Genomic DNA, 16,721 nt, shown 5'->3' with positions numbered 1-16,721 from the left:
TCAGCGCCGCTCGCGCACCCAGGCGTACGCGGCGTCGACGTCGTCGACCGTCTCGGGCGCGTTCGCGTCCAGCGGACGACGGACGACGACGGCCGGGAGCCCGAGCTCGGCGGCCGCCTGCATCTTGCCCCAGGTGTAGGTGCCGCCGGAGTCCTTGGTGATCAGGACATCGATGCGGTGCTCGCGCATCAGGGCGAGCTCGCTCTCGATCGGGTACGGGCCGCGGCTGGTCAGCAGGGTCCAGGGCTGCGGCAGCTCGATGTCGGGTCGGTCCACGACGCGGGCCACCGCGGGCAGGTGCCCGAGGGCCGGTACGAAGCGCGCCAGCTCCTGGCGGCCCACCGTGATGAGCGGTCGTTCGCCCAGCTCTGCTGCGGCCTCGGCCGCCTGATCGTGCGAGTCGACGTAGGTCCACGACGGATCCGGCGTCCAGCCGGGCCGCTCGAGCCGGAGCAGCGGCGTCCCCGTCCGGGCGCAGGCCGCGACCGCGTTGGCCGACATGCCTCGGGCGAACGGATGGGTCGCGTCCACGACCACGTCGTGGTCCGCGAGCGCGGCGGCCAGGCCCGGCACGCCGCCGAAGCCGCCGATCCGCACCGGGCCCACCGGCAAACGAGGGTCGGCGACCCGTCCGGCGAGCGACGACAACACCTCGATGCCCGCGTCGACCAGCAGGACAGCGAGTGCCCGGGCCTCGGCGGTGCCACCGAGCAGCAGGACCCTCACCGCATGCCGCCGGGAGCGAGCACCGGCAGGCCGGCAGGCGCACCGGACAGCGCCAGCTCGAGCAGCGCATCGACGTCGAGATGCTCCTCGACCAGGTCTCCGAGCCGGTCGAGGCGGGCATCGCGGGCGGCCGGGAAGGAGGCGCGCGAGGTCACCCCGAGCGCCTCACGCAGGAATGCGGCCCGATGGGCGTCGTCCTCCAGCCGGCCGTGGACCATCGTGCCGGCGACCAGGCCGTCCTCGGTCGTGCCCGTGACGCGGCCGTGGTGGATCTCGTACCCACCGCGCTCGTCCAGCCGCAGCACCTTCTCGGCGCCGAAGACGGTGGTGTGGGGGAGCAGGCCCAGCCCCTGGACCTCCGCGCCTGCCTCGCCCTCGGTCCCGTCCGGGTCGGCGATGCGGGTGCCGAGCATCTGGCAGCCGCCGCAGATCCCCAGCACCGGCCGGCCGGCCTCGGCGTGCGCGACGACGGCGCGATCGAGACCGCGGGAGCGCAGCCACGCCAGGTCGCTGATCGTGGCTCGGGTGCCGGGCAGCACGACCAGGTCCGCGTCGGCGAGATCGCGCGGCGAGGAGACGAAGACGACGTCGAGATCCGGCTCCAGGCCGAGGGCGTCGAGGTCGGTGAAGTTGCTGATCCGGGGGAGCCGCACGACCGCGACCCGCTTGGCGCCCGCGCTCGACGCACGGCGCCCGTCGAGGTCGAGCGCGTCCTCCGAGTCGAGCCACAGCGACGGGTCCCAGGGCAGGACGCCGTACGTCGGTCGTCCGGTCGCGCGTTGCAGCATCTCCAGGCCCGGGGTGAGCAGGCCCAGGTCGCCGCGGAACTTGTTCATCACGAAGCCGGTGATCAGCGCCTGGTCCTCAGGGGCGAGCAGCGCGACCGTGCCGAGCAGGGCGGCGAAGACGCCGCCGCGGTCGATGTCGCCGACGACGATCGTCGGCAGGTCAGCGTGCCGGGCCAGACCCATGTTCACGTAGTCGCCGGCACGCAGGTTGATCTCGGCCGGGCTGCCCGCCCCCTCGGCCACGATGACGTCGTAGCGCGAGGCGAGATCGTCGTACGCGTCGTGCGCCGCCCGCGCCAGGTGCGCGCGACCGGCCTCCCAGTCGGAGGAGGACACCTCGCCCGCCGGTCGTCCCATCAGCACGACGTGGCTGCGCCGGTCGCTGCCGGGCTTGAGCAGGACGGGGTTCATCGCCGCCTCGGGGGTGGCGCGCGCGGCCAGTGCCTGCACCCATTGCGCCCGCCCGATCTCGGCGAAGCCGTCGCCGGCCGCGACCACCATCGAGTTGTTCGACATGTTCTGCGCCTTGTACGGCGCCACCTTCACCCCGCGGCGGGCGAACGCCCGGCACAGTCCGGTGGTGAGCACCGACTTCCCGGCGTCGGAGGTGGTGCCGGCCACGAGCAGCCCGCTCACGCCGCCTCCGGCGCACGCAGCAGGTAGAGGTCCATCACCCAGCCGGCGGCCGCCTTCGCCCGCGCGCGAGCCTCGTCGATCTCCACGCGCACCGTGGTGACGCGGCCGGCGACCAGCTCCTCTGAGGGGTCGCCCAGGTTGGCGCCCCACCAGATCGACCAGTCCTCCAGCCCGTCGAGCTCGAGGTCCGCACCGAGCATGACGACGAGGTTGCGCTGGCCGGTCGCGACGTCGTCGCGCAGCCGGCGGGCGGTGGTGACGTGGATCGGCTGTCCGACAGGGTGCAGCACGATGCGATGTCGCGCGGCGAGCAGCTGCGGTGCGCTGATCCCGGGCAGGACGTCGTAGTCGTCGGTGAGCTGCGAGACGACCCGGATCGTCGAGTCGTAGAGCGAGGGGTCGCCCCACACCAGGAACCCCGCGGTGCCGCGTCGCTCCTCCAGCACCGCCCGGTAGGCGGCGACGCGGGCGGCGTGCCAGTCGCGCACGGCGGTCACGTACCCGGCGTCGCCCGCCGGATCGCGGTCACGCTCCGGGTCCGGGACCACGACGAGCTCCACGCCGTACGCCTCGCAGACGCGGCGCCGGACCGCGAGCAGGGGGTCGTCGTCACTCTTGGCCGCGGCGACGACGTAGTCACAGCCGCGCAGCGCCTCGGCGACCTCGGGAGTGACGTGCTGCGGGCCCATCCCGATGCCCAGGATCCGGATCACGCCTGATCCTCGAGGTCGCCTTCGACGTCGAGGTAGACCTGCTGCATCGCCGCGATCACGTCCGCGTCCGGCTCGGCCCACAGACCGCGCTCGGCGGCCTCGCTGAGCCGTTCGACGATGCCGCGCAGCGCCCACGGGTTCGACCGCTTGAGGAACTCCTGGTTGGTCTCGTCGAGGACGTACTCGTGGGCGAGCTTGTCGTACATCCAGTCGTGCACCACGCCCGCGGTGGCGTCGAAGCCGAAGAGGTAGTCGACGGTGGCGGCGAGCTCGAAGGCGCCCTTGTAGCCGTGCCGCTGCATCGCCGAGATCCAGCGCGGGTTGACCACCCGCGCCCGGAAGACGCGGGCGGTCTCCTCGGCCAGGGTGCGGGTGCGGATCGCGTCCGGTGACGTCGAGTCGCCGACGTACGCCTTCGGGTCCGCGCCGGTCAGCGCCCGGACCGTCGCGACCATGCCGCCGTGGTACTGGAAGTAGTCGTCGGAGTCGGCGATGTCGTGCTCGACCGAGTCGACGTTCTTGGCCGCGACCTTGATCCGCCGGTAGTTGGTCCGCATGTCGTCCGCGGCCGGAGCACCGTCCAGGCCACGTCCGTACGCGAAGCCGCCCCAGGCCGTGTAGACCTCGGCGAGGTCCTCGTCGCCGCGCCAGTTGCCCGCTTCGATCACCTGCAGGATGCCGGCGCCGTAGGACCCCGGCTTCGAGCCGAAGATGCGCGTAGTCGCGCGGCGCTCGTCGCCGTGCTCGGCCAGGTCGGCCCGCGTGTGGGCGCGGACGAAGTTCCGGTCGGCCGGCTCGTCCAGCTCGGACACCATCCGCACCGCGTCGTCGAGCATGGCGACCACGTGCGGGAAGGCGTCGCGGAAGAAGCCGGAGATCCGTACGATCACGTCGATCCGTGGCCGGTCGAGCTCGTCCAGCGGGATCACCTCGAGGCGGGCGACGCGGCGTGACTGGGCGTCCCACTCCGGTCGCACGCCGAGCAGCGCGAGCACCTCGGCGATGTCGTCGCCGGAGGTCCGCATGGCCGACGTGCCCCAGACGGAGAGCCCGACGGACTCGGGGTAGGAGCCGGTCTCCTCGAGGTAGCGCTGGATGAGCGAGTCGGCCATCGCCTGGCCGGTCTGCCACGCCAACCGCGACGGCACCGCGCGCGGGTCGACGGTGTAGAAGTTGCGCCCCGTGGGGAGCACGTTGACCAACCCGCGCAGCGGAGAGCCCGAGGGCCCGGCGGGGACGTAGCCGCCCGCCAGCGCATGCAGGACGGCATCCAGCTCGTCGGTCGTCCGGGCGAGCCGCGGGACGACCTGGGTCGTGGCGAAGGTGAGGACGCTGCGGACCTCAGGGGAGTGGTGGAGCGTGTCGACGACGCCGGGATCCCAGTCCGCCTTCTCCATCGCCTCGACGAGCGTGCGCGCCTGGTGCTCGACGGCGTCGACCTCGGTGGTGGCGGCGCCCTCGCTCAGCCCCAGCGCGGTCCGCAACCCGGGCACGGCGTTGCCCACGCCGCCCCAGACCTGCCCGGCCCGCAGGATCGAGAGCACCAGGTTCACCCGCGCCTCGCCCTCGGGCGCGGCGCCGAGGACGTGCAGGCCGTCGCGGATCTGGGCGTCCTTGATCTCGCACAGCCAGCCGTCGACGTGGAGCAGGAAGTCGTCGAACTCCTCGTCGTCCGGGCGCTCCTCCAGGCCGAGGTCGCGGTGCAGCTCGGCGGCATGCATCAGCTGCCAGATCTCGCCGCGGATCGCCGGCAGCTTGGCCGGGTCCATCGTCGCGATCTTGTCGTACTCCTCCAGCAGCGCCTCGAGCCGCGCGATGTCTCCGTAGGACTCCGCGCGCGCCATCGGCGGCACCAGGTGGTCGACGATGGTGGCGTGCGCGCGGCGCTTGGCCTGGGCGCCCTCGCCGGGGTCGTTGACCAGGAACGGATAGATCAGCGGCAGGCTGCCGAGCGCCGCATCCGGCCCGCAGGCGGCGGAGAGGGCGGCGTTCTTGCCTGGCAGCCACTCCAACGAGCCGTGCTTGCCCAGGTGGACGACGGCGTTCGCCCCGAAGCCCCCGTCCTCGACAGCGCTGCCGAGCCAGCGGTACGCGGCCAGGTAGTGATGGGTGACCGGCAGGTCCGGGTCGTGGTAGATCGCGACCGGGTTCTCCCCGAAGCCGCGCGGCGGCTGGATCATGATCACGACGTTGCCGACGCGGAGGGTGGCGATGACCAGCTCACCGGCGTCGTTGACGAAGAGCGAGCCCGGCGCCTCGCCCCACGCCTCGGTCATCGACGCCCGCAGCTCGGCGGGCAGGTCCGCGGTCCAGGCGGCGTACTGCTCCGGCGTGACCCGTACGTGCGCGTCGGTCAGGTCGGCCGACGTCAGCCACTCCTCGTCCTGGCCGCCCGCCGCGATGAGCGCGTGGATCAACGCGTCCCCGGCTGCGGTGTCGTCGTCGAGGTCGAGGAGCGGAAGCACGGGGTTCGCCTCGGGCGTGCCGAGGTCGTAGCCCTCGTCGCGCAGCCTGCGCAGCAGCCGGATCGCGGAGACGGGAGTGTCGAGGCCGACCGCGTTGCCGATCCGGGCGTGCTTGGTCGGGTAGGCCGAGAGCACCAGCGCGAGGCGCTTCTCGGCGTTCGGCACGTGCCGCAGCCGGGCGTGGTTGACCGCGATGGCGGCCACGCGGGCGCACCGCTCGGGGTCGGCGGCGTAGTGCGGGAGGCCCTGCTCGTCGATCTCCTTGAAGGAGAACGGCGCGGTGCTGATCCGGCCGTCGAACTCCGGGATCGCGATCTGGTTGGCGTAGTCCAGAGGCGTGACGCCGTCGTCGGAGGCCTCCCACTCCTCGCGGCTGCTGGTCAGCGCGAGACCCTGCAGGACGGGGATGTCGAGGGCGGCCATCCGCTCGACGTCCCACGCCTCGTCGTCCTCACCGGCGCCCGCCGTGGCCGGCACCGAGCCGCCAGCGGCCAGCACGGTGACGATCAGCACGTCCAGGCTGCCGAGCGCCTCGTAGAGGTCGTCAGGCGCTGAGCGCAGCGAGCCGGCGAAGATCGGCACGCCGACGGCCTGGCCGCCCCCACCCACCGCGTCGATCGCGTCGGCGAGGGCGTGCGCGAACGCCGTGTTCCCGCTGGCCTCATGGGCGCGGTAGTAGAGCACGCCGACGCGCAGAGGCGCAGGGGACTCCCCGGTGGTCGAGGTGCGAGCCTCGAGGCCACCCGGTCGCGAGGCGAAGCCCCAGGCCGGGAGCTCGGCGGGCGGCTCGAAGCCCTCCCCGGTGAGCAGCACCGTGTCGGACAGGAACGCGTGCAGCTGTGCCAGGTTGGCCGGGCCGCCCTCGGCGAGATAGCGGTGCGCCTCGGCGGCGACGCCCATCGGGACGGTCGAGAGCTCCATCAGGTCGGCGCTGGGCTGCTGCTCACCGCCGAGCACCACCACGGGCGCCGTGACGCCGCTCAGGTCGACCGGCAGGTCGTGCGGCGAGCCGAGGAAGCGCACGACCACCAGGTCGGCTTCGGGCACACCGTCGCGCCGGGTCGGATTGGCCCAGACCCAGTCAGCGCCGCTGGCGCGGGCCGAGAGCAGGTCGGTGTCGGACGTGGACAGCAGCGCGATCCGCATGGGCAGCGGCTCCTCCTCGGGGTTCTCGCCCCGTTGATCGGTCGGATTCACCTGCGGCCAGTGTCTGGCTGCCTCACGCTGGGCCCAGAAGATCGGGCTCAGGGAAGGACACAGTGGCGGAACCGCCCCGGACTCTCACCGGGTTCCTGCACCACAGGCATCACGAACAGTACGGGAGGATGGGCGCGTGGATCACCAGGGGCACGCACACGGACACACGCACGCCGTCGGCAGCGACGCCCGCCGTGGCTATCTGGTCGCCGCCTTGATCCTGATGCTGGCCTTCATGGCCGGCGAGGTGGTGGTGGCGTTCATCGCCGACTCGCTGGCGCTGCTCTCCGACGCCGGCCACATGCTCACCGACGCCGGCGCCATCGCGGTGGCGCTGTGGGCGATGACCCTGTCGGCGCGTCCGGTGAGCGAGCGGTGGACGTACGGCCTGAAGCGGGCCGAGATCGTCGCGGCCGCCGGCAACGGCATCACCATGCTGGTGGTCTCCGGGATCGTGCTGGTGGAGGCGATCCGGCGGATGGTCTCCACGCACCCCGACGTGGCCGGCGTGCCCGTGCTCGTCGTCGCGCTCGCCGGCTGCGTGGTCAACGTCGCCGCCGCATGGCTGATCGCGCGCGCCAGCCGTGCCAGCCTCAACATCGAAGGCGCCTACCAGCACATCCTCACCGACCTCTACGGGTTCATCGGCACGGTCATCGCCGCCATCGTGATCCTGACGACGGGCTGGTCGAAGGCCGACTCGGTCGCCTCGCTGATCGTGGTGGCGCTGATGGTGCGGGCCGCGTGGGGATTGCTGCGCGACTCCGGCAAGATCCTGCTCGAGGGTGCGCCCGGCGGCGTCGACCTGGCGCAGGTCCGCGCCCACCTGCTCGGCGTCGACCACGTCCGCGACGTGCACGACCTACACGCCTGGACGATCACGTCGGGCATGCTGGCGCTCTCGGCACACGTGGTGGTCGACGACGAGTGCTTCCTCGACGGCCACACCCCGCGTCTGCTCGACGAGCTGCAGGAGTGCCTGGGCGGGCACTTCGACGTCGAGCACTCCACCTTCCAGTTCGAGCAGGCCAGCCACACCGAGCACGAGCACGGTGCGCACGGCTAGAGTCCCCGAGGTGAGTGAGACACGCGCGCCGATCCCGTTCGAGATCTACCGCGAGGGTGCCTATCTGCACGGCACGAAGGCCGCGCTGGCGGTCGGCGACCTGCTCGTCGCGGGCCGCGAGTCCAACTACGAGGCCGGCCGGCTGATGAACTACATCTACTTCACCGAGACCCTCGACGCCGCGGTGTGGGGAGCCGAGCTCGCCCAGGGCGAGGGCCCGGGCCGGATCTACCTCGTCGAGCCGACGGGGGAGTTCGAGGACGACCCCAACGTCACCGACAAGAAGCTCCCGGGGAACCCCACGCGCTCCTACCGCAGTCGCGAGCCGCTGCGCGTCGTCGGAGAGATCACCGACTGGACCGGCCACGACCCGGAGCGGCTCCGGGCGATGCACGACGGCCTGGCCGCCCTGCGGGCCCGTGGTGAGGCCGTCATCTACGACTGATCAGGGCAGCGGCCATCTGGCCGCAGGTGTGCTCTCACCCTGCTCGATCGTGCACCTGCGGGATCTGTCCCGCGCCGGCACCCTCCGGGGCGCGGACCACGTCGACCGAGACCTCGACGGCGGGCTCCGTACCGCGGTTTTCCAGCCAGTGCGTGGTGGCGTGGTCCTCGGGCCAGCCCAGGCCGGGACCGTAGTCGCGAGCGACGCCGTCGCGATGGTCGGTGATGGTGCCGCTCAGCACGTAGACCGTCCCGGGGCGTCCGACGTGGTCGTGCAGCGGGCCGAAGACCGCGCCCGGGGCGAAGATGAAGAGCCGGGTGCGCAGCTGGTAGCCGGCCATCGAGGGGATCTCCGCGCCGAGGTCGATCACCCCCAGCAGCGATGACGAGACGCCCTGCGTCTCGGGTACGACCTGGTCAGCGCTCATCGGAGCCTCCTGGTGGTGGACCCCTACTGTGCGCCGGTGCGCGCCGCGGCCGCCAGTGTCGCCTGTGCCGCGAGGACCGGCGTCGCGCGCGGGCCGGTCGACGACGCTGGCCCTCAGCGCACGGGAACGGTCCGCTCCGGGCCGATCCGCTTCATCACGATCGTCGAGGTGAGCCGCTTGGCGCCCGGCAGGTGGCTGAGCGCGCGGTCGTAGAGCTCCTGGTAGCCGGCCAGGTCCCTGGTCAGCACCCGGATCATGAAGTCCGGCTCACCGAAGAGCCGCTCGGCCTCGACCACGTTGGGCAGCTTCGTCACCGCCTCCTCGAACTCCCCGATCGCGTGCACGTCGGAGCGGTCCAAGGTGATGAAGACGATGGTCTCGAAGTCGAGCCCGACGGCCTTCGGGGAGATCACGGCGCGGTAGCGCTGGATGGCGCCGGTGGTCTCCAGCTCCTTGAGCCGGCGGTGACAGGCCGAGAGGCTCAGCCCGACCTGCGAGGCGAGGTCGGTGACGCTCAACCGGCCGTCCTCCTGCATCAGAGAGAGAATCTCCCGGTCAAGTGCGTCCATGCGAGCAATCCTTCCACTGGATCGTGCAAATGGCGATCAGACGCGAAGCACATTGCGCGGAATTCCTCGTACATTTCCGCCCATGGAGATGTCGGCCGTCCTCGGCTTCGCAGCGATCGCTCTGACCATGATCGCCGTGCCCGGTCCGGACTGGGCCTACGTCCTCGGCGTCGGTGCCCGCGACCGCGTCCTGGTGCCGGCCGTCGGTGGCCTGATGGTCGGCTACGTCCTCATCACGCTGGTCGTCTCCGTCGGTGTCGGCGGTCTCATCGCCGCTCAGCCGATCGCCCTGATGGTCCTCACCGTGGCCGGTGCGCTCTACCTGATCCGGCTCGGCATCGGCACCCTGCGCGCCGCCCGTACGGCCGCCTTCGGCGCCGGCGAGGTGCTCACCGTGTCCCCGCGCGGCACCTTCACCCGCGGCATCGCGGTCAGCGGCCTGAACCCCAAGGGCGTGCTGATCTTCGTCTCGATCCTGCCCCAGTTCGCGCACGCCCAGGACACCTGGCCGCTGCCGGCCCAGCTCGCGCTGCTCGGCACCGTCTTCGTGCTCCTCGCCGGCTCGTTCTACCTGCCGATGGGCGTCGTGATGGAGCGCGTCCTGCGCGCCCGGCCCAGCATCGCGGGCCTCGTCACGCGTATCGCCGGCACTGCGATGATCCTGGTCGGCGTCTCCCTGCTCGCCGAGCGCGTCGTCGTCGCTCTCGGCTAGCGGCGCCGCCGTCGGCTACGGTCGGCGCATGCCCGTGATGTCGGTCGTCGAGCGCACGTTCTGCCGGAGCCTGCCGTGGTGCGCCTTCGCTGAGCGGGTCGTGCTGCCCTGGGCCCTGTCGGGCGACGACCTGCACGGCGACGTCCTGGAGATCGGCGGCGGCACCGGCGCGATGGCGGCCGGTGTGATCGACCGCTTCCCGGATCTGCGACTCACCGTGACCGACATCGACCCGGTCATGGTCGCGGCCGCGCGCAGGCGTCTGGCCTCGCTCGCGCAGGTCAGCGTCGAGCAGGCCGACGTCACCGCGCTGCCGTTCGCGGACGCGACCTTCGACGTCGTCACCTCGTACCTCATGCTCCACCACGTCGTGGACTGGCGTCCGGCGCTGACCGAGGCGCTGCGGGTGCTGCGTCCCGGCGGGCGGCTCGTCGGGTACGACCTCACCGACTCGCTCGCTGCGCGGCTGGTGCATCGCGTCGACGGCTCACCGGTGAGCATGATCGGGTCGGTGGAGCTGCGGGTCGCCCTGCGCGATGCGGGATTCACCGGCGTCGCGGTCGCCTCGACGGCCATCGGGCACGTGATGCGCTTCGAGGCCACCCGCCCCTAGCCGCGAAGAGGTCCCTCGGGCTGGGAACCGAACACGGGTCCCGCCGCGTCGTACTGTCAGCCGAGGCAGACGTGCTGCCCGCGCAGTGACCGGGGGAGCGAGCGGGATGGTGGATGAGGCGGAGTACGCCGCGTTCGTGACCGAACGCTGGTCGGCACTGCTGAAGGCAGCCGTCTTCCTCGGCGCCAGGCCGCACGAGGCCGAGGACCTCGTCCAGGCCACGCTGCTGACGTGCTACCGCAAGTGGGACCTGGTGGCGCGCGCCGACGATCGTGAGGGCTACGTCTTCCGGATGCTGCTCAACACGCTGCGCTCCGAGCGGCGTACGTCCTGGTACCGCAGACGCTCGCACACCCCCGTCGACGAGGCGCGCGGCGATCTGCCGGTCGCCGACGGCACCGAGGCCGCAGCCATCGCCGACGCGGTCCACCGGGCGCTCGGCACCCTCAGCAAGGAGCAGCGCGACGTCGTCGTGCTGCGCTACTTCGTCCAGCTGAGCGAGGCCCAGACGGCGTCGGTCCTCGGACTGCCCGCCGGCACGGTGAAGAGCCGACTCTCCCGTGCCCTGGCCAAGCTCAGCGCCAGCCACCATCTCGCGGATGTCACCGGAGGCACGTCATGACCGATCTCGAGGAGCTCTGGGAGAGCTACCCGGAGGGCAGGCCGCCCGTCGCCGAGCTCCTGCGCGCGGCTCGCGCCGAGGCACGCGCCCGCCGCCGTCGTCATCTCGTACGGCCCCTGCTGGTCGGGGCGACCGCCGCGGCGGTGGCCTCCGGCTTCGTGCTCGGCGGCCACGTCGGGGACGGCGGCGGCGGGAGTGCCTCGACCGCTGACGGCGGCGCCGGTGGTGACTCGGCGGCGAACGGGGTCGTCTCGCCCGAGCTGCGGCACAGCGCCTTCCAGGCGTCGCTCAAGCCCGCCGACTCGTGCGCGCAGCTGCTCGCGAGCTACCAGGACCGGGCGCGGCAGCAGGTCGGCGCGTACGGGTGGAACTGGGGCGGCTTCGGCGCGTACGACGAGCTCCGTGGGACCAGCTCGCTGAAGGCACCGATGGCGGCCGCAGGGCAGGCGGCGAGCGCGGACGGCGCGTCCATCGGGGGCGTCGCCAACGACCCCTCCGGGACCAACAACCAGGAGGCGGGCGTCGACGAGCCGGACCTGGTCAAGACCAACGGCACCCTGCTCGTCCGCGCCACCCGCGAGAACACCATCAAGGTCTATGACGTCTCCGGCGATCAGGTCCGTCTCGACGCCTCCCTCGACCTGCCGCACCTGAGCGCCCCCGAGCTGCTGCTCGACGGCGCCACCCTGGTCGCGCTGGGGACGGACACGCTCCGTGCGGGCAATCGCGACGGGTCCGGCACCCGGGTCGACACGGTGTCGCTCGCCGACCCGCAGCACCCGGCGATCACCTCCCAGGTGCGCTACTCCGGCGGCCTCGACACCGCACGCCTGCAGGGCAGCGACGTGCACCTGGTGCTCGCCGACGGCCTGCCGGAGCTGCCGTTCGTCTACCCCCACGACGCGAGGAAGGGCGATCTCAGCCCGAAGGAGGCGCTCGAGCGCAACCGTGCAATCGTCAAGGAGACCACCCTCGACGACTGGCTCCCGCGCGTCGACGACGGCTCCGGCAGCCGGCCGCTGCTCGCCTGCGACCACGTCGCGATGCCACCGGACGGCGTCTCACTCGGGACCGAGAGCGTCGTCGGCTTCTCCACCGCAACCCCCACCGAGCCGGCGGCTATCGGGATCGCCGGCACCACGAGCATCTCGTACGAGTCCGCCGACCACCTCTACCTCACCACCGGTGGACTCGGCGGCTGCATCGACTGCGTCCGACCCCTGGGCGGGACGGTCGACGACGTGGCGGGGAAGGTCGTGGGTGGGATGCCGTACGGCGGTGACGGGAAGACGACGATCTTCCAGTTCGACCTCGCCGGCACCAGCGCCACGCATGTCGCCACCGGCACCCTGGAGGGCTCGATCGCCGACCGCTGGTCGATGGACGAGGCCGGTGGCGTCCTGCGTGTCGCGACGACGTCGATGACGCGGTCCGGCCATCAGGGCAGGCAGCAGAGCTCGGTCGTCACGTTGCGGCCCGAGGGCGCCAAGCTCACCGAGATCGGGCGCCTCGACGGCCTCGGCGTGGACGAGACCCTGACCGCGGCGCGCTGGTTCGACGACCTCGCGATCCTGTCCACCGCCCGTGAGACCGACCCGCTGTTCACCGTCGACCTCGGCGACCCGGAGCACCCGAAGCTGCTGGGCGCGCTGCACATCCCGGGGTTCTCCTCCTACTTCCACCCGCTCGGCGACGGCCAGCTCCTCGGCATCGGCCAGGAGGTCGCCTTCTCCTCGAGCGGCGAGCAGGAGAAGGCGCAGGTCGGGCTCTTCGACATCCGCGACCTGACCGACGTCAAGCAGGTCGCCGTCGACAGCCTCCGGCAGTGGACCTGGCCGGTCGCCGCCGACGACACCCACGCCTTCACCTGGCTCCCGGACCGCCACACCGCCATCACGACCTTCCGCACCCGCAACGACTCCATGCTGCTGGGCGTGTACACGGTGGACGGCTCGACCCTCGCCCAGAAACTGACCCCCCTCGAGGGCCGGCGGTACGACATGGTCGTCCGGACGATGGAGCTCCCGAACGGCAAGGTCGTGCTGATGGCCGGCGACCGCGTCTCCTTCCTGGAGATCTGACCGCCTTCTCGGCCTTCGGAGGCTAGCGCCGCCGGTGAGCCGATGGGGAGGGTCCAGGCATGGGATGCTCTGCCCGTGGCGAAGCAGAAGACCTCCTCCGGCACCCCGGCGACCGTCGCGCTGAGCAAGGCGGGCATGACGTTCACCGTCCATCCCTACGAGCACGCGGACGAGAACACCGCGTACGGCGACGAGGCCGCCGAGCAGCTCGGCGTCGACCGCAACCGGATCTTCAAGACCCTGGTGGCCGACGTCGCCGGCCGACTGACCGTCGCCGTCGTCCCGGTGGCCCACCAGCTCGATCTCAAGGCGCTCGCCCGTGCGGCCGGGGCGAAGAAGGCCGAGATGGCCGATCCCGCCGCCGCGCAGCGCAGCTCGGGCTACGTCCTGGGCGGCATCTCGCCGATCGGGCAGCGCACGCCCCTGCCGACGGTGGTCGACGAGAGCGCGCTGGCGTACGACACCGTGTTCGTCAGCGCCGGCAAGCGCGGCCTGCAGGTCGAGCTCGCCCCGGCCGACCTGATCGCGGTCACCCGCGCGATCAGCGCTCCGATCGCCACCACCTGACCGTCTCGTGCCGTTCGCGCTCCGCGCTCGGGGCCCCTCGTCGCCTAGGGTGCGGATCGTGCAGATGCCGATCCTCGCCTGGACGCGCCGCTATCAGCGGAGCTGGCTGTGCGGGGACGTGCTGGCCGGCCTGACCGTGGCCGCGTACCTCATCCCGCAGGTGATGGCGAACGCCGAGCTGGCCCGGCTCCCGGCGCAGGTCGGCCTGTGGGCCGCTCTCGGCGCCCTGTTCGGCTACGCGCTGATCGGTGGCTCCCGGCTGCTCTCGATGGGCCCGGAGTCGACGGCGTCCCTGATGACGGCGACCACGCTCGGCTCGGTGGCCGCGCACGACCGCCCGGGCACGGCGATCGCGCTGGGTCTGCTGGTGGCGCTCTTCTGCGTGCTGGGCTGGGCCTTACGGCTGGCGGCGGTGGCCGAGCTGCTCTCCAAGCCGATCCTGGTCGGCTACATGGCCGGCATCGCCGGCGTCATGGTCGTCTCACAGCTCGACGACCTGCTCGGCTTCCCGATCCACGCCGACGGGTTCGTCCGGGAGTTCTGGTACGCGATGCGGCACATGGGGGAGACCCACGCGCCGACGGCGATGCTGTCGCTCTCGCTGGTCGCGGCGTTGCTCATCACCAGCTGGCTGTGGCCCAAGGCCCCGGTCGCGCTCGCCGGCATGCTGGCGGCGACGGCCGTCTCCGCCGCCCTCCACCTGCCCGACCACGGCGTCGAGACCGTCGGCCACATCGCCCGCGGGCTGCCGGACCTCCACCTCCCGGCGCTGGCCGCCGGCGAGTGGTGGAGCCTCACCGGCCCCGCCCTGGCGATCGCCTTCGTCACCTTCACCGACACGATCCTCACCGCCCGCGCCTTCGCCGACGACGACCGCCCCGACGCCAAGCAGGAGCTGCTCGCCCTCGGCGCCTCCAACCTCGGTGCGGCCGTGATGCAGGGCTTCCCGGTCAGCAGCAGCGGCTCGCGTACGGCGATCGCGCACGCGGTCGGCGGCAGATCTCAACTGACCGGCGTGGTCACGCTGGTGGCCACCGCAGCAGCCGTGTTCTTCGCCCGCCCGGTGCTGGAGGCGTTCCCGACCGCGGCGCTGGCCGCAGTCGTCGTCTACGCCGCCGTCCGACTCGTCGACGTGCCCGAGATGGTCCGCTTCTGGCGGTTCCGCCACTCCGAGTTCGTGCTCGTCATCGCCACCACGATCAGCGTGCTCACCATCGGCGTCCTCGAGGGCATCCTGGTCGCGATCGGGCTCTCCGTCCTGGACCTGCTGCGCCGCGTGGCGCGCCCGCACCACGCGGTCCTCGGCCTGGTCCCGGGTCTCGCCGGGATGCACGACGTCGACGACTACGACGACGCCGAGCCGATCCCCGGCCTGATCGTCTTCCGGTACGACTCGCCGCTCTTCTTCGCCAACGCCGAGGACTTCCGCAGCCGGACGCACGCCGCGCTGGACGACTACCCGGACGCCGAGTGGATGGTGATCAACATGGAGGCCATCAGCCGCATCGACGTCACCGCCGCGGACATCCTCGAGGAGGTCCGCCTCGATCTGGCCGAGCACGGCGTCGAGATGGGACTGGCCCGGATGAAGGACGACCTGCGCCGGCGCCTGCAGCCGACCGGCTTCCTCGACCGGATTGGCGCCGACCGGATCTTCCCGACCCTGCCGACCGCGGTCGACGCCTTCCGCGCCTGGCAGCAGGACCACGTCCACTGAGGGCCTGTAGCGTCGGGGGCATGGGCGAGCTGGAACCAGGCCACGCAGTCGACGCGGAGGTCGTCGAGATCTGTCGCGACCTCATCCGGATCGACACCTCCAACTACGGCGACGCCTCCGGGCCCGGTGAGCGCAAGGCGGCCGAGTACGTCGCCGGCCTCCTCGACGAGGTCGGCATCAGCTCGCGCCTGCACGAGTCCGCTCCCGGGCGCACCTCCCTGGTCGCCCAGTGGGGCGACACGTCGAGCGACGAACCCGCGCTGCTGATCCACGGCCACCTCGACGTCGTCCCGGCCGAGGCCTCGGACTGGCAGGTCGACCCGTTCTCCGGCGAGCTCCGCGACGACTACGTCTGGGGCCGTGGAGCGGTCGACATGAAGGACTTCGACGCGATGGTGCTCAGTGTCGTGCGGGCACGCCAGCGCGCCGGCCGTACGCCCACCCGCCGGATCGTGCTCGCCCTCACCGCCGACGAGGAGGCCGGAGGGCACCTCGGCGCCCAGAAGCTGATCGAGGAGATGCCTGAGGAGTTCGACGGCGTCAGCGACGCGATCGGCGAGGTCGGCGGCTTCTCCACCACCATCCGCGGCCGCCGGCTCTACCTCATCGAGGCCGCCGAGAAGGGGATGGCCTGGATGCGGCTGACCGCCCGCGGAACCGCCGGGCACGGCTCCATGATCAACCGGGACAACGCGGTCACCCGGCTCGCCAACGCGGTCGCGCGGATCGGCGCCCACGAGTGGCCGGTGCAGCTCACCCCGACGATGCAGACCCTGCTCGCCGCGGTCGCCGAGCTCGTCGGCACCGAGGCGACCCCGGAGAACGCGGAGTCGCTGATCGAGGAGTTCGGCCCCGCCGCCCGGATGATCGGCGCGACCCTGCGCCACGTCACCAACCCGACGATGCTCGGTGCGGGCTACAAGGTGAACGTCATCCCGACCGAGGCGAGCGCGCACATCGACGGTCGCTTCCTCCCGGGGCACGAGGACGAGTTCTTCGCCGAGCTGGCCCGCCTGTGCGGCGAGGGCGTCGACATCGACTTCATCTCCAACCAGCGGTCGTGGGAGAGCCCGTACAAGGGCGACCTGGTCGACGCGATCTCACGCTCGCTGCTCGCGGAGGACCCCGGTGCGGCGGTCGCGCCGTACCTCATGTCCGCCGGCACCGACGCCAAGCACTTCACCAAGCTCGGCATCCGCACGTACGGCTTCGCGCCGCTGCGGCTGCCGGACGACCTGGACTTCACCGGGCTCTTCCACGGCGTGGACGAGCGCGTGCCGGTGGACGGCCTGCAGTTCGGTGCCCGGGTGCTGGACCGGTTCCTCGACGAGACGGGCCGGCGGCCCAGCGCCTAGCGTCCTCTTTCCGGTGCGGTGC

General features: G+C 72.1%; 15 protein-coding genes and 1 riboswitch. Of the genes, 9 read left to right on the top strand and 6 right to left on the bottom strand.

The genetic code is table 11. The annotated features are described in order from the left end of the window. Genes KSO98_RS13265 through KSO98_RS13250 form a run of 4 tightly spaced genes read right to left on the bottom strand, consistent with a single transcriptional unit; the run spans position 1 to position 6,474 of the window. Positions 1-726 carry a cobalt-precorrin-6A reductase gene (locus KSO98_RS13265; protein WP_225286089.1) on the bottom strand — a complete coding sequence of 242 codons (726 nt, stop codon included), beginning with the start codon at positions 724-726 and terminating at the stop codon, positions 1-3. After that, on the bottom strand, positions 723-2,150 hold the full coding sequence (locus KSO98_RS13260) for a cobyric acid synthase (RefSeq protein ID WP_225286088.1): 1,428 nt from the start codon (positions 2,148-2,150) through the stop codon (positions 723-725). The genes KSO98_RS13265 and KSO98_RS13260 overlap by 4 nt, the downstream gene beginning before the upstream one ends. Then, positions 2,147-2,863, bottom strand: coding sequence for a precorrin-6A synthase (deacetylating) (gene cobF, locus KSO98_RS13255; RefSeq protein WP_225286087.1), 717 nt, complete (start codon positions 2,861-2,863; stop codon positions 2,147-2,149). The genes KSO98_RS13260 and cobF overlap by 4 nt, the downstream gene beginning before the upstream one ends. After that, positions 2,860-6,474 (bottom strand): cobaltochelatase subunit CobN, encoded by a 3,615-nt coding sequence (locus tag KSO98_RS13250; RefSeq protein ID WP_225286113.1) that lies wholly within the window; start codon positions 6,472-6,474, stop codon positions 2,860-2,862. Before KSO98_RS13250 ends, cobF begins: the two co-directional genes overlap by 4 nt. Before the next feature lie 38 nt (positions 6,475-6,512). Continuing rightward, a riboswitch (cobalamin riboswitch) is annotated at positions 6,513-6,645 on the bottom strand. An 82-nt stretch (positions 6,646-6,727) separates the two neighbouring features. Between KSO98_RS13250 and KSO98_RS13245 the strand changes: the two genes are divergently transcribed. Further along, positions 6,728-7,591, top strand: a complete 864-nt coding sequence (locus KSO98_RS13245) for a cation diffusion facilitator family transporter (protein WP_263642769.1) — start codon at positions 6,728-6,730, stop codon at positions 7,589-7,591. 10 nt (positions 7,592-7,601) lie between these two features. Beyond that, positions 7,602-8,036 carry an NAD(+)--rifampin ADP-ribosyltransferase gene (gene arr / locus KSO98_RS13240; protein WP_225286085.1) on the top strand — a complete coding sequence of 145 codons (435 nt, stop codon included), beginning with the start codon at positions 7,602-7,604 and terminating at the stop codon, positions 8,034-8,036. Between the two features lie 34 nt (positions 8,037-8,070). On the opposite strand, the gene KSO98_RS13235 is transcribed toward arr, so the two are convergent. Then, on the bottom strand, positions 8,071-8,463 hold the full coding sequence (locus tag KSO98_RS13235) for a cupin domain-containing protein (RefSeq protein ID WP_225286084.1): 393 nt from the start codon (positions 8,461-8,463) through the stop codon (positions 8,071-8,073). Between the two features lie 113 nt (positions 8,464-8,576). Beyond that, on the bottom strand, positions 8,577-9,032 hold the full coding sequence (locus KSO98_RS13230; protein ID WP_225286083.1) for an Lrp/AsnC family transcriptional regulator: 456 nt from the start codon (positions 9,030-9,032) through the stop codon (positions 8,577-8,579). A gap of 82 nt (positions 9,033-9,114) precedes the next feature. Here KSO98_RS13230 and KSO98_RS13225 point away from each other — a divergent pair, with 82 nt between their 5' ends. From KSO98_RS13225 to KSO98_RS13195, 7 genes are all read left to right on the top strand, one after another. Further along, positions 9,115-9,744: a LysE family translocator gene (locus tag KSO98_RS13225; protein WP_225286082.1), complete on the top strand. Its 630-nt coding sequence runs from the start codon at positions 9,115-9,117 to the stop codon at positions 9,742-9,744. A 28-nt stretch (positions 9,745-9,772) separates the two neighbouring features. Next, positions 9,773-10,357 (top strand): class I SAM-dependent methyltransferase, encoded by a 585-nt coding sequence (locus KSO98_RS13220; RefSeq protein ID WP_225286081.1) that lies wholly within the window; start codon positions 9,773-9,775, stop codon positions 10,355-10,357. A 106-nt stretch (positions 10,358-10,463) separates the two neighbouring features. Continuing rightward, positions 10,464-10,979 carry a SigE family RNA polymerase sigma factor gene (locus KSO98_RS13215; RefSeq protein WP_225286080.1) on the top strand — a complete coding sequence of 172 codons (516 nt, stop codon included), beginning with the start codon at positions 10,464-10,466 and terminating at the stop codon, positions 10,977-10,979. Further along, a complete protein-coding gene (locus KSO98_RS13210; protein WP_225286079.1) occupies positions 10,976-13,060 on the top strand; it encodes a beta-propeller domain-containing protein in 2,085 nt (694 codons plus the stop codon). The genes KSO98_RS13215 and KSO98_RS13210 overlap by 4 nt, the downstream gene beginning before the upstream one ends. A gap of 75 nt (positions 13,061-13,135) precedes the next feature. Next, positions 13,136-13,627, top strand: coding sequence for a Cys-tRNA(Pro) deacylase (ybaK, locus tag KSO98_RS13205; protein WP_225286078.1), 492 nt, complete (start codon positions 13,136-13,138; stop codon positions 13,625-13,627). A gap of 64 nt (positions 13,628-13,691) precedes the next feature. Continuing rightward, on the top strand, positions 13,692-15,344 hold the full coding sequence (locus tag KSO98_RS13200) for a SulP family inorganic anion transporter (protein WP_225286111.1): 1,653 nt from the start codon (positions 13,692-13,694) through the stop codon (positions 15,342-15,344). A gap of 20 nt (positions 15,345-15,364) precedes the next feature. Beyond that, complete coding sequence (locus KSO98_RS13195; protein ID WP_225286077.1) at positions 15,365-16,699, top strand: M20/M25/M40 family metallo-hydrolase; 1,335 nt, start codon at positions 15,365-15,367, stop codon at positions 16,697-16,699. Positions 16,700-16,721: the final 22 nt, after the last annotated feature.

The organism is Nocardioides nematodiphilus (assembly GCF_020216525.1).
In the GTDB taxonomy this organism is placed as follows: domain Bacteria; phylum Actinomycetota; class Actinomycetes; order Propionibacteriales; family Nocardioidaceae; genus Nocardioides; species Nocardioides nematodiphilus.
This window is presented reverse-complemented; position numbering and strand designations above follow the sequence as displayed.